The sequence below is a fragment of the Demequina silvatica genome, assembly GCF_000971215.1.
Lineage (GTDB): Bacteria > Actinomycetota > Actinomycetes > Actinomycetales > Demequinaceae > Demequina > Demequina silvatica.
Genome location: NZ_BBMA01000002.1, coordinates 540,729 through 553,200, shown reverse-complemented (window position 1 = coordinate 553,200; position 12,472 = coordinate 540,729). Strand labels below are relative to the sequence as shown.

Annotated in this window: 12 protein-coding genes; 7 read left to right on the top strand and 5 right to left on the bottom strand. The window is 70.3% G+C overall.

What is annotated here, in order from left to right:
* Positions 1 to 57 precede the first annotated feature (57 nt).
* Entirely contained in the window at positions 58 to 459 is a 402-nt protein-coding gene (locus tag AOM05_RS02630) for a hypothetical protein (RefSeq protein WP_062519191.1), read from the top strand.
* Positions 460 to 775: 316 nt separating this feature from the next.
* Here AOM05_RS02630 and AOM05_RS02625 read toward each other — a convergent pair whose 3' ends face one another.
* Both AOM05_RS02625 and AOM05_RS02620 read right to left on the bottom strand, forming a co-directional pair.
* Positions 776 to 1,867 carry an inositol-3-phosphate synthase gene (locus AOM05_RS02625; protein WP_062519189.1) on the bottom strand — a complete coding sequence of 364 codons (1,092 nt, stop codon included), beginning with the start codon at positions 1,865 to 1,867 and terminating at the stop codon, positions 776 to 778.
* A gap of 15 nt (positions 1,868 to 1,882) precedes the next feature.
* Positions 1,883 to 2,467, bottom strand: coding sequence for a PadR family transcriptional regulator (locus tag AOM05_RS02620; protein ID WP_062519187.1), 585 nt, complete (start codon positions 2,465 to 2,467; stop codon positions 1,883 to 1,885).
* 215 nt (positions 2,468 to 2,682) lie between these two features.
* Here AOM05_RS02620 and AOM05_RS02615 point away from each other — a divergent pair, with 215 nt between their 5' ends.
* Positions 2,683 to 5,001: a transglycosylase domain-containing protein gene (locus AOM05_RS02615; RefSeq protein ID WP_062519186.1), complete on the top strand. Its 2,319-nt coding sequence runs from the start codon at positions 2,683 to 2,685 to the stop codon at positions 4,999 to 5,001.
* A 60-nt stretch (positions 5,002 to 5,061) separates the two neighbouring features.
* Here the strand turns inward: AOM05_RS02615 and AOM05_RS02610 are convergent, their stop codons facing one another.
* Positions 5,062 to 6,105, bottom strand: coding sequence for a lipid II:glycine glycyltransferase FemX (locus tag AOM05_RS02610; RefSeq protein WP_062519184.1), 1,044 nt, complete (start codon positions 6,103 to 6,105; stop codon positions 5,062 to 5,064).
* 359 nt (positions 6,106 to 6,464) lie between these two features.
* Entirely contained in the window at positions 6,465 to 7,727 is a 1,263-nt protein-coding gene (locus AOM05_RS02605; RefSeq protein ID WP_228373181.1) for a carboxylate--amine ligase, read from the bottom strand.
* A gap of 266 nt (positions 7,728 to 7,993) precedes the next feature.
* Here AOM05_RS02605 and rpsF point away from each other — a divergent pair, with 266 nt between their 5' ends.
* The 5 genes from rpsF (at position 7,994) to dnaB (ending at position 11,374) form a co-directional block, all read left to right on the top strand.
* Positions 7,994 to 8,284 (top strand): 30S ribosomal protein S6, encoded by a 291-nt coding sequence (gene rpsF / locus AOM05_RS02600; RefSeq protein WP_062290305.1) that lies wholly within the window; start codon positions 7,994 to 7,996, stop codon positions 8,282 to 8,284.
* A gap of 55 nt (positions 8,285 to 8,339) precedes the next feature.
* Complete coding sequence (locus tag AOM05_RS02595; RefSeq protein WP_062290302.1) at positions 8,340 to 8,849, top strand: single-stranded DNA-binding protein; 510 nt, start codon at positions 8,340 to 8,342, stop codon at positions 8,847 to 8,849.
* Positions 8,850 to 8,878: 29 nt separating this feature from the next.
* Positions 8,879 to 9,115, top strand: coding sequence for a 30S ribosomal protein S18 (gene rpsR, locus AOM05_RS02590; RefSeq protein WP_062290299.1), 237 nt, complete (start codon positions 8,879 to 8,881; stop codon positions 9,113 to 9,115).
* A 15-nt stretch (positions 9,116 to 9,130) separates the two neighbouring features.
* Positions 9,131 to 9,577, top strand: coding sequence for a 50S ribosomal protein L9 (gene rplI / locus AOM05_RS02585; protein ID WP_062290296.1), 447 nt, complete (start codon positions 9,131 to 9,133; stop codon positions 9,575 to 9,577).
* A gap of 420 nt (positions 9,578 to 9,997) precedes the next feature.
* A complete protein-coding gene (dnaB, locus tag AOM05_RS02580; RefSeq protein ID WP_062519182.1) occupies positions 9,998 to 11,374 on the top strand; it encodes a replicative DNA helicase in 1,377 nt (458 codons plus the stop codon).
* A gap of 49 nt (positions 11,375 to 11,423) precedes the next feature.
* Here dnaB and AOM05_RS02575 read toward each other — a convergent pair whose 3' ends face one another.
* On the bottom strand, positions 11,424 to 12,458 hold the full coding sequence (locus AOM05_RS02575) for a LacI family DNA-binding transcriptional regulator (protein WP_062519180.1): 1,035 nt from the start codon (positions 12,456 to 12,458) through the stop codon (positions 11,424 to 11,426).
* Between the last annotated feature and the right edge of the window lie 14 nt (positions 12,459 to 12,472).

The window sequence follows — 12,472 nt, the reverse complement described above, 5'->3', positions numbered from 1 at the left end:
GCCGCGTTGCGCCGGCGCGCGGCGCGTGCGTCGCCGCGCCGCGGCTAGGGTCGCCCCATGGCCACCTGGAAGCACGTCACCATGTACCTCGCGCGCGAGCTGCGCGCGCAGCCGATCGACAAGGCGCGGCTCGCGATCGAGCTGCCCGCCGCGGGCGAGGGCGCGGCGCCCATCTCGCTGGTCGCGGTCCACGCGTCCGGCGAGGACCCGAGCGCGGAGCAGGTGATCCTGCGCGTGGTGGTGGGGAAGGCCGCGGAGCTCGACGTGCCGGCTGCGCTCGCGGTCGCGGGCACCTCCTCGCGCGGCGGCCTGGTCGCGGCGGGTGACACGGTGCTGCTCACGCACTCGTTCCTGCTGGGACCGCTGACCGCGCAGGAGGCGCAGGGCACCGCCGCGGTGTCGATCGCGCACCTTGCGGGCGTGCTCGAGCAGATCCGGGCGGCGCAGCCCGCGGGGTGAGCGGGGGCATGCGGCTCGCGCGGGGAGCGCGGGGCGCCCGCGTGCTGCGGGACACTCACCGTGCTTTTTCGGGAGCCTGCGTCTCGGGCGGGACAGCCGCTCGTGGGAGATGCCTGTCCGCGCCGTTGCCGGGAGGATCACCTCCGAGAGCGGAGCGCGCCGGCACGGGTGTCCCGCCCGAAGCGGAGCAGGCGAGAAAAGCACGGTGAGTGTCCCGCCCGGCACATGGTGCGCGGGGTGACCTTCCACAAGCGAAGAACCCGGGCCCCCCTCAGCGGGGGCCCGGGTCCCTCTGTCACCTCAGCTGGTCAGCGGCTCAGCGCTCGACCTCGCCCGCGATGAACGACTCGAGCTGCGCACGGCCCTTGGTGTCCTCCATCTGGACCGGCGGCGACTTCATGAAGTACGTCGACGCGGACAGGATGGGGCCGCCGATGCCGCGGTCCTTGGCGATCTTCGCGGCGCGCATGGCGTCGATGATGATGCCGGCCGAGTTCGGGGAGTCCCAGACCTCGAGCTTGTACTCGAGGTTGAGGGGCACCTCGCCGAACGCGGAGCCCTCGAGGCGGACGTACGCCCACTTGCGGTCGTCGAGCCAGGCCACGTAGTCCGACGGGCCGATGTGCACGTCGCGGCCGTCCTTGATGCCGCCCAGGGGGCCGGTCAGGTTGGACGTCACGGCCTGCGTCTTCGAGATCTTCTTGGACTCGAGGCGCTCGCGCTCGAGCATGTTCTTGAAGTCCATGTTGCCGCCGACGTTGAGCTGGTACGTGCGGTCCAGGCGAACGCCGCGGTCCTCGAACAGCTTCGCGATCACGCGGTGCGTGATGGTGGCGCCCACCTGCGACTTGATGTCGTCGCCGACGATCGGCACGCCGGCCTCCTCGAACTTCGCGGCCCACTCCGGGTCGGACGCGATGAACACGGGGAGGGCGTTGACGAACGCCACGTTGGCGTCGATCGCGCACTGCGCGTAGAACTTGGCGGCCTCCTCGGAGCCCACGGGGAGGTAGCAGACCAGGACGTCGACCTGGCGCTCCTTGAGGATCGCGACGATGTCGACGGGCGCCTCGTCGGACTCGACGATGGTCTGGCGGTAGTACTTGCCGAGGCCGTCGAGCGTGTGGCCACGCTGGACCTGGACGTCCGTCTTCGGCACGTCGCAGATCTTGATGGTGTTGTTCTCCGACGACTGCGTCGCCTCGACGAGCTCCTTGCCCACCTTCAGCGAGTCCACGTCGAAGGCGGCCACGAACTCGATGTCCGAGACGTGGTAGTCGCCGAACTGGACGTGCATGAGGCCGGGCACGGTGTCCCCAGCGGCGGCGTTCTTGTAGAACTCCACACCCTGGATGAGCGACGTGGCGCAGTTGCCGACGCCGACGATGGCGGCACGAAGCTTGGCCATGTGATGTCTCCTTGACTAGTGGCCTGTGGTGGGGCCGGGGTTGTCACCGCCGGGGGCGGATCGTTCATTCTCGATGAGCCGGTCGAGCCATGAGATCTCGCGCTCGACCTGCTCGAGGCCGTGGCGCTGGAGCTCGGTGGTGTAGGCGTCGTGGCGCTCGTGCATGCGCTTGAGCCCCTCGGCCACCTCCTCGAGCCGCTCGGAGAGGCGGCTGCGCCGCCCCTCGAGGATCCGCAGCCGCGTCGCGGCGTCGGTGTGCGCGAACAGGGAGAAGCGCACGTCGAACGCGTCGTCGTCCCACGACGACGCGCCGGCGCTCGCCAGCTCCTGCGCCAAGCGGGTGCGACCCGCGTCGGTCGGGCTGTACGCGATGCGTGCGCGCCGGGACGATGCGGGGGACGCGCCGGCGGGCTCCTCGCCCGAGGCCACGATCAGTCCCGACTCGACCATGCGTCGCAGACACGGGTACAGCGACCCGTAGCTGAGGGCCCGGAAGGGTCCCAGCTCGGCTCCCAGACGCTTGCGGATCTGGTAGCCGTGGAGCGGCTGGTCGCGGAGGATGCCGAGGATGGCGAGCGTCAGGACATCCGTCTTGGCCACGCGCTGCTCCTCTCTCCCCGGGCCCGCTGTCGCGGGCCGATATCACGACCTGTTGTATCGCACCGATACATCGGAGACGTTACAGGAGCGCCGCGCGGCACGCGAATCCGGCGCGCCGCGGGGCGCGCCCCGGGGACGTGCGGGGCACGTCGCGCGTTGGACGATGCGGCGGTCGCCAGGGCCGTCCTCGCACCGGCACTCCGTAAGGTGGTCACGTGACCGATCGCTCCAGCAGCCCTCAGCGCGTCTCCACGCGCGCCTCCTCGACGCCGTCCCAGCCCGCGCGCCGCAGCACCCGCGCGCCCCAGTCCGGAACCGGCGGGTGGGCCAGCACGGGCGTCCAGGCGACCAGCGCATCGTCCCCCGCGGCCTCGCCCGCGAAGGGTGGCGGCGCCGGCGGGAACGGCGGCGGCAAGGGGACCAAGAGCAAGGACGGCAAGGGCGGCAAGCCCGAGCAGCCGCGCTGGAAGAAGATCCTCAAGATCACCGGGCTCACCGCGCTCATCGCGTTCCTGGTCGCGGTCGCGGTCGGCGCGATCGGGCTCATGGTGATCTACTCGCGGCTCGAGGTGCCGGCGGCGTCGGACGTCGCACTGGCGCAGTCGTCGACCGTGTACTGGGCCGGCGGCAAGCAGGAGATGGCGAAGGTGGGCGAGGTCGACCGCGAGATCATCGACTGCGCGGCGCTGCCCGAGTACGTGCCGCACGCGATCGTCGCGGCGGAGGACCGCAGCTTCTACACGAACCCCGGCATCGACTTCACCGCGACCGTCCGCGCGCTCTACCAGACGGTCATCAAGGGCAACACGCAGGGCGGCTCGACCATCACCCAGCAGTACGTCGAGCGGTACTACGTGGGCGAGACCACCACGGACATCCGCGGCAAGATCAAGGAGGCGCTGCTCGCTCTGAAGGTCGACCAGGAGCAGTCCAAGGACGAGGTGCTCTGCAACTACATGAACACCATCTACCTGGGTCGCGGCGCGTACGGCATCGAGGCGGCGGCCGAGGCGTACTTCGGCAAGAACGCCGAGGACCTCACCCTGTCCGAGGCCGCGATGCTCGCCGGCATCATCCCCGCGCCCAGCGCCTGGGACCCGCGCCTGGACCCGGACAAGGCGGAGTCGCGCTGGAACTACGTGCTCGACGGCATGGTCGAGGCCGAGTTCATCTCTCAGGACGAGCGTGACGCGCAGGAGTTCCCCGAGACCGTCGACTACGCCGCCTCCGACACGTACGGCGGCACCACCGGCTACCTCATCCGCGCGGCGCTGGATGAGGCGATCGCAACGCTCGACCTCACGCAGGAGGAGCTCGAGATGGGCGGCTACCAGGTGGTCACCACGTTCAAGAAGAAGGACCAGAACGCGGTGGTCAAGGCCGTCAAGCAGATGCCGAAGGACCACGCGGACAACCTCCGCGTCGCGGCCACCACGGTCGACGCGAAGACGGGCGGCGTCACCGCCATGTACGGCGGGCCCGACTACCTCGAGGTGCAGCGCAACGCCGTCACGCAGGACATCGCGCAGGCCGGCTCGACGTTCAAGCCGTTCGCGATGATCGCGGCGCTGTCCAACGGCTACTCGCTCGACACGCAGTACCTCTCCAACGACTCGATGACCCTGCCCGGCTTCGAGAACCCGGTGCGCAACTTCGCGGGCGTGAACTACGGCTGGATCGACATGGTCGAGGCCACGCAGAACTCGGTCAACACCTACTACGTGCAGCTCAACGAGGCCGTGGGCCCCGAGGCCACCATGAACACCGCGATCAAGGCGGGCCTGCCCGAGGACACCGTGGGCCTCGACGCCAACGCCGCCAACGTGCTGGGCACGGCCTCGCCCACCGCGATGCAGATGGCGCAGGCGTACTCGACCATGGCGGACGGCGGCCTTTCCAAGGGCACGTACACGGTCCAGAAGATCGTGGGCCCGGACGGCGAGATCGCGTTCAAGCACGAGACCGAGGCCGAGCGCGTGTTCTCCCAGGACGTGATCGCGGACACCACGTACGCGATGCAGCAGGTGGTCCAGGGCGGCTCGGCGTACAAGGCGGAGGAGCTCGGCCGCCCGATCGCCGGCAAGACCGGCACGTCGAACGACAACAACTCGGCGTGGTTCGCGGGCTTCACGCCGCAGATCGTCGGCATCGTGTCGATGTACCAGGTGGGCGAGGACGGCTCGGTCGAGTCGATCACGCCGTTCGGCGGCTACTCGGAGATCACGGGCGGCTCCGTGCCCACCGACATCTGGGTGTCGATGATGGGCCCGATCCTGGACCGCCTTCCCGTCGAGGAGTTCCCGCCCCGCGCGGACGTGGGCACGGCGGTCAACACCAGCCCGTCGCCCACCGCCACGGCCTCGCCGTCTCCCACGCCGACGCAGACCAGCAAGCCCAAGCCCACCAAGACCAGCACGCCCAAGCCGACGGAGACCTCCGAGCCGGTGCCCACGGAGACCACCGAGCCTCCGGTCACCACGCCCACCCCGGAGCCCACCCCGACGCCCACGGCGACGGTGGCCACGGGTCCCTGACCCAGGGAGCCGGGACGATGCGCGGGGAGCCTCCCGCGCATCGTCCCCCTGGACGGGTGGCTAGCGGGCGACCGCCCGCTTGAGCCTGAGGGCCGCGACGAGCGCGCGGTAGCGCAGCGGCTTGAGCGGCACGTCCCACGCGCCGTCGCACTCGACGATCTCGCCGAACTGCTGCTTGAACTCGCGCACGCCCATGAGCTGGGGGGCGCGGTCGGAGCCGACGCCGAAGAGGTCGTACTCGCGCACGCCCTCCGCCTTGAGGGCGGTGAGGATCTCCCACTTGATGCGCAGCGCGGCGTTGGTGTGGCGCGCCTCGAGGTTGTTGCCGGCGTAGTAGTCGGTGCCGCCGTCCTCGTGGACCACCGCGATGACCCAGGCGACGGCGCGTCCGGGCGCGAGGTCGCCGTCCGGGCCGGTGTCGTGGCGGCGGGCCACCCAGATGCGCGCGTGCGGGGCGAGCGCGGTCAGCATGGTGAGGTACATCTCCGCAGGGAAGATGCCGAATCCGGCGCCCGCGGCGGTCTCCTTGTAGATCGCGTAGAGCTCCTCGAAGGCCTCGGGCGTGAGGCCGGTCTCCTCGGTGACCGTCATGGCCTCGTCCTGGAGGGTCTTGCGGATCTTGTAGCGACCGCGCTTGGAGAAGGACGCCATGATCTGGTCCTCGGGCGGCGTGAGGTCCACGTAGACGGTGTGGTCGAACGTGACCGTCTGGAGCAGCTCCTGGAGGTCCGGCGCGGCGTGGCGGGCGTGGAGGCGCACGAACGTCGCCCACGGGTAGCGGGCCTTGAGGTCCGCGGTGAGGGCGTCGCGGATGACCGCCTCGTTCTCGGGCGTGCAATCGACCAGCGGGATGGGGCCGTGCTTGGCCCACACGTAGGGGAAGCCACGGACCTCGTAGCGGGACAGGCTCACCACCGCGACAGGGGTGCCGTCCGCGTCGCTGATCGCGAGGCGGTCCAGGTGCTCGCGGCCCTCGACCGCGGAGTCGTAGGCGTCCCACGCGGGCGACTGCTCGATCGGGACGGGGTGGTCGCCGGTGCGGGCGAGCTCGAGGAAGCGGTCGTCGGAGACGGATTCGACGCTGAGGGGCGTGGGGATCGTCATGGGAGCGAGCCTATCGGCGGTGCCGTTGCGGACCGGGTGCGCCCGGCTCGGCTCCGTCGACCGTGCGGGATCCTGACGGATGCGACCGTGCAGGGGCATGAACCGTGTCGAGTGATGACGGTCCTCCGTCCGGTGTCTCGAGGCGCGGCCAGCGGAGACGCTGAGGCCCTGCGACACCATCGCTCACGGTTGTGCAGGGACGGGGCGCGGAACCGTCACGATGCCCCATCGTTTTCGCAGATGTCCCTCGGACCCGCTCGCGCCGCGGCGGGCCGGGTGCGGCATGGCTCCGTTGATACGCCGGTGCAGATCCGGGGCCGGAGTTCCGCACTCCCCTATCAACCGGGCGTCGGACCCTCCTAGAACCCGCTCTCCGTGGGCCGCGGGTAGTGCTCGCGATACTTCTGCACCAGGCGCAGGTCGAGCGCGCGCACCCACAGCCGGCGCTTGAGCGACGCGTCGCCCCGGTAGCGGAGCGGGTGGAACACGCCGTGGCGGCGCTTGGCGGCCTTGACCTTCGCCTTGAGCTCCGGGTCGAGGAGGTAGCGCAGCAGGAACCGGTACGGCACCACGGAGTAGAGCACCTGGTCCGTGGGCGTGCGCGCGGGCGCGGCGCCGTCGACCAGCTCCGGCAGCAGGTCGCGGGCGACCACCTCCGCGACATTGACGCCTGCCGCGGTCACGTAGAGGTTGTTGCGGCCGATGCGCGGGTTGACCTCGAAGAAGACGCTCTCGCCGGTGCGCGACGAGACCTTGTAGTCGAAGTTCGCGAAGCCCTGGTAGCCGGTGTGGTCGAGCAGGCGGGCCGCGGCCGCGAAGGCCTCCGGGTCCTCGTGGGTGAGGATCGCGGCGGGGATGCCCAGCGTGCCGGGGGTGTGCTCCTCGAGCAGCACCTGGCCTCCCGCGACCAGGGTGACCGCGCCGGCGGAGTCGCGGTACGCGGTGAGCGACCGCATGCAGGTCTCGTCGCCGGGCACGAACTCCTGGAGCAGGAACTCGCTCGGGTAGCGCCGTTCTTCGAGGTGGGCCAGCACCTCCGCGATCTCCGCCTCGGAGGTGAAGTGGTGGATCTTCTGCTTGCCGGGGAACTCGACGCCGAACCAGTCGGCGGAGTCCGCGGGCTTGCCGATCACCGGGTACTCGAGGCCCGCCTCGCGCACCCGGGCGAGGGCGTCCGCCGGCGTGACCGTCGACGCGTCCCCCGTGAAGCCCACCGGGATGGTGAGCGGCGTGCGGATGCCGAGCGCGTCGCACGCGTCCGCGAACGCGACCTTGGAGGACACCGCGTCGAACATCGCGAGGTCCGGCAGCGGCAGCACCCAGCGCGGATCCAGGCGGTCGCGATGCTCGGCGAGCAGGCGCACGTGGTAGTCCAGGTTGGTGAAGAGCACCAGCGTGTGGTCGGGGTGCTCGGCGGCGATCCCGTCGAGGCGGCGCAGCAGCGTCTCCGGCTCGAAGACGTCGGGCTCGATGACCCAGCGGGCCAGGGTCGAGTGCCTGCCGAACGTGGTGACGCGGGGGCCCAGCACCAGCGACTGCCAGCCGAACCGCTCGTGCGCCGCGCGCTGGAACGCGTACGTGCCGATGTCGCCGCCGAGTCCCACGACCAGCACCTGCTTCACACACACCTCCGGGTAGCCCCGGCCAGTCTAGGGGGCGGCCCGCGCCGTCTCCCCGGCGACCCCACGCCCGCGCGGGCGATGTCCACCGGGGCGACCCGCGCATCGTCCCTCCCCAGGCCGGGACCTGCTACTGGCGCGGTGTCACCGAGGGACGGTATCCTGGACCGTCGCGCGACTCCCGCCACCTGGCTGGGACGAGCGCGGCTGCATCACCCTCCTGCCACGGAACGTCCGTGGCCGCATGAGTCCAGAGGAGGTGGGTATAGATGCGTCAGTACGAGATGATGATCATCCTCGACCCTGAGATCGACGAGCGCACGGTCACCCCGTCGCTCGACAAGTACCTTCAGGTCATCACCGGCGACTCCGGCACCATCGACAAGCTCGATGTGTGGGGCCGTCGCCGCCTGGCCTACCCGATCAAGAAGAAGAACGACGGCATCTACGCCGTGGTCAACTTCACGTCGGAGTCCGCTACCGCGAAGGAGCTGGAGCGCCAGCTGGGTCTCAACGAGACCATCCTCCGCACCAAGCTGCTCCGCCCGGACGCTCACTAAGTCCGGGCCTCTCCCGACTCTTACCAGCGCATACACGAAACCAAGGGGAACACACATGGCAGGCGACACCCAGATCACCGTGGTCGGCAACCTCACCGGAGACCCGGAGCTTCGCTTCATCTCCTCCGGCGCGGCCGTCGTCAACTTCACGGTGGCGTCCACCCCCCGCACGTTCGACCGTCAGTCGAACGAGTGGAAGGACGGCGAGACCCTGTTCATGCGTTGCTCCCTGTGGCGTGAGGCCGCCGAGAACGTCGCAGAGTCCCTCACCAAGGGCATGCGCGTGATCGTGACCGGCCGTCTCGTGTCGCGCTCGTGGGAGGCGAACGGCGAGAAGCGCTCCGTCATGGAGATGCAGGTCGACGAGGTCGGCCCCTCGCTCCGCTACTCCACCGCCAAGGTCACGCGCACGCAGCGCGGCGGCCAGGGCGGCGGGTTCGGCGGTGGCGGCGGTGGCGGCTTCGGCGGCGGCAACTCCGGCGGTGGCTACAGCGGCTCGCCGGCCGGCGGCTCCTCGAACGACCCGTGGGCGACCGCCCCGGCGTCGGACGAGCCGCCGTTCTGATCGGTACTTTTTCACTCAGGAGTCTTCACATGGCTAAGCACGACATCCGCAAGCCGCGCAAGAAGGTCAACCCGCTCAAGGCCGCCAAGGTCGACAAGGTTGACTACAAGGACACCGCGCTGCTTCGCAAGTTCATCTCCGACCGCGGCAAGATCCGTTCGCGCCGCGTCACCGGTGTCACCGTCCAGGAGCAGCGCGAGATCGCGCGTGCGATCAAGGTCGCGCGCGAGATGGCGCTCCTCCCCTACTCCGGCTCCGGCCGCTGATCGGGGGGATCGCTCATGGCTAAGGTCATCCTGACCCACGAGGTCTCCGGCCTCGGCATCGCCGGCGACGTCGTCGACGTCAAGGACGGTTACGCCCGCAACTACCTGGTTCCCCGCAAGCTGGCCACCCCGTGGTCGGCCGGTGCGGAGAAGCAGATCGACGGTCTCCGCAAGGCGCAGCGCGCCAAGGAGATCGCGACCATCGAGGGTGCCCAGGCCGCGCGTGACGCGCTGCAGGCCGCCCCGGTTGTCGTCGAGGTGAAGGCCGGCGAGTCCGGTCGTCTCTTCGGCGCCGTGTCGCCCGCCGAGATCGCCGCCGCCATCGGCGGCCGCGCGACGGTCGACAAGCGTCGCATCCACGTCGCCCAGCCCATCAAGGCGCTCGGCGAGTACCAGGTGAAGGTCACCCTTCACTCGGACGTGGCCGCGAACGTCACCGTCCAGGTGGTCGCCGCGAAGTAGTCTCACGGCTCACGAGGCCCGGTCCCCGCTCCGCGGGGGCCGGGCTTCGTCGTTCCACCGAACCCGATCGCGACGAAGCCGGACATTTCGGCACCCCGGAGCGCGACACGCCCAAGCGCGACACGCCCGGGAGTTTCGCGACTGAGTTGTCCACAGCGGGCCATTGAGTGAACTCCCACGTAGATGCCGCGAATTTCGACTGAGTCACGAGTCATCCACATCCTTGTCCACATGGCTCACGCGTGGCTGTCCACGGCCATCCCACGGTCATCCACGGTTGTCCCCAGGTTGTCCACGGCTCGTCCCCAGAACGGCCGCCTCCCGATTTGGCGGCCGCCGCCCGGGGGCCTACATTCGCGTGTCTGACCGGCTGTCGGAGGCCGGCGAGACACTGGGTGGGAACTGACGGAGAGGAGCGACATGTCCGTCGACGAGCTCGAGGCGGCGTACGGATCGGATCCCGGTCCGCGCCACAGCTTCGACCGCCTGCCCCCGCAGAACCTCGAGGCCGAGCAGAGCGTGCTGGGCGCCATGATGCTGTCCAAGGACGCCATGGCGGACGTCATCGAGGCCGTCCGCGGTGACGACTTCTACAAGCCCGCCCATGAGACGGTCTTCGACGTCGCCGTGAAGCTCTACAACGCCGGCGACCCCGTGGACGCGCTCACCGTGAGCGCGGAGCTCCAGCGCCAGGGCGAGCTGTCGCGGATCGGCGGCGCCGAGTACCTGCACACGCTCATCGCGATGGTCCCGTCGGCGGCCTCTGCCGGGTACTACGCGCGGATCGTGCGCGAGCAGGCGATCCTGCGCAAGCTGGTCGAGGCCGGCACGCGCATCGCGAACCTCGGCTACGACGGCGAGGGTGCGGAGGTCGACGCGATCGTCGACGCCGCGTCCTCCGAGATCTTCGCCGTGACCGAGCGCCGCAACTCCGAGGACTACCTCGCGATCGGCGAGGTCATGGAGCGCACCCTCGAGGAGGTCGACGCCGCCTCGAACCGCGACGGCTCGCTGCGCGGCGTCCCCACCGGCTTCCGCGACCTCGACGACCTCACGGGCGGCCTCCAGCCCGGCCAGATGGTGGTCATCGCGGCGCGACCCGCGGTCGGAAAGTCGACGCTGGGCCTCGACATCGCGCGCAGCTGCGCGATCAAGCACAACAAGACCGCCGTCATCTTCTCGCTCGAGATGAGCCGCGAGGAGATTACCAAGCGCATGCTCTCCGCGGAGGCGAGCGTCAAGCTGTCGAGCCTGACCAAGGGCCCCATGGGTCCCAACGACTGGGAGCGGCTCGCGCAGACCGCCGCGTCCATCGCGAAGGCCCCGCTCTTCATCGACGACAGCCCCAACATGTCGCTCATGGAGATCCGCGCCAAGTGCCGCCGCCTCAAGCAGCAGCACGACCTCAAGCTGATCGTGGTCGACTACCTCCAGCTCATGTCCTCGGGCCGCAAGGTCGAGTCCCGCCAGCAGGAGGTCTCCGAGTTCTCCCGCGCCCTCAAGCTCCTCGCGAAGGAGGTCGAGGCGCCCGTCATCGCGATCTCGCAGCTCAACCGTGGCTCCGAGCAGCGCGGCGACAAGAAGCCCATGCTCTCCGACATGCGTGAGTCCGGCGCGATCGAGCAGGACGCCGACATCGTCATCCTGCTCCACCGCGAGGACGTCTACGACCGCGAGAACCGGCCCGGCGAGGCGGACTTCATCGTCGCCAAGCACCGCGCGGGACCCACCGACACCATCGAGGTCGCGTTCCGTAAGGACTACGCCCACTTCACGGACATGGCGCGCGACCTCTAGGCTTCCTACCAGGGACGATGCTCGGGTCGGGGGCCTCGCCGCGCTCGCCTCAGCGTTCGGGCGGCGGCCCCGTGGTGCCCCTCACCACCAGCTCCGACGGCACCACTACGTCGGCGACCTCGAAGGGCCGCGGCTTGCCGATCTGGCTGAGCACCATGCGCACCAGCTCGGCGCCGATCCGCGGGAAGTCCTGCTGGATGGTGGTGAGCGGCGGCACGGAGAAGCGGCTGAGCGCGATGCCGTCGTAGCCGATCACGGAGACGTCCCGCGGGACCCGCTTGCCCGACTCGTGCAGCGCGAGGATCAGGCCCAGGGCCATCTCGTCGTTGGCGCAGAACACCGCGGTGACATCCGGGTCCTCCGCGAGGGCCCGCCCCAGCGCGTGGCCCGCGTCCGCGGTCCAGTCGCCCAGGATCGGCGCGGGCGGCGCGATGCCGGCCTCGAGCAGGGCGGCCCTCCATCCGGCGGCGCGCAGGCGCGCGGGCTCCGAGCCCTCGGGCCCGCCCAGGTGGTGGACCGTGCGGTGACCCAGGTCGAGCAGGTGCCACACGGCGTCCTTGGCGCTGCCGAACTCGTTGCTGGCCACGCGCGGGAACCGCCCGTGCGGGCGCGAGTCCGAGACCGCGACCGGCATGCTCGGCCGCATCGCGAAGCTGTCGCCGGGCCCGCCCTCGGCGCGCATGATGATGAGCCCGTCGACGGTCTGGTCCGCGAGCCTCCGCGCGGCGGGCTCCCACTTGTCGGACTCGGCGTCGTGGACCGTGATGAGTGACACGCTGTAGCCCTGCTCCTCGGCGGCGCGCAGCACGGCGTCGGTGGTGAGCGCTTCGCCGGTGCGGTCGAAGCGGTGGGCGAGCAGCCCGATCGATCCGTAGCGTCCGTCGCGGAGCGCGCGGGCGGCACGGTTGGGCGAGTAGCCGAGCTGCTCCATGGCGCGCAGCACGCGCTCGCGGGTGTCCGGCGCGACCACCTCCCTGCCGGTGGACACGCGCGACACCGTCTGCGCCGACACGCCCGCCAGCCGCGCCACATCACCGATCGACGGTCCGGTCTTCCGGACCCCACGCGCTCCATTGCCCGCCATGCGCCGGAGTGTAA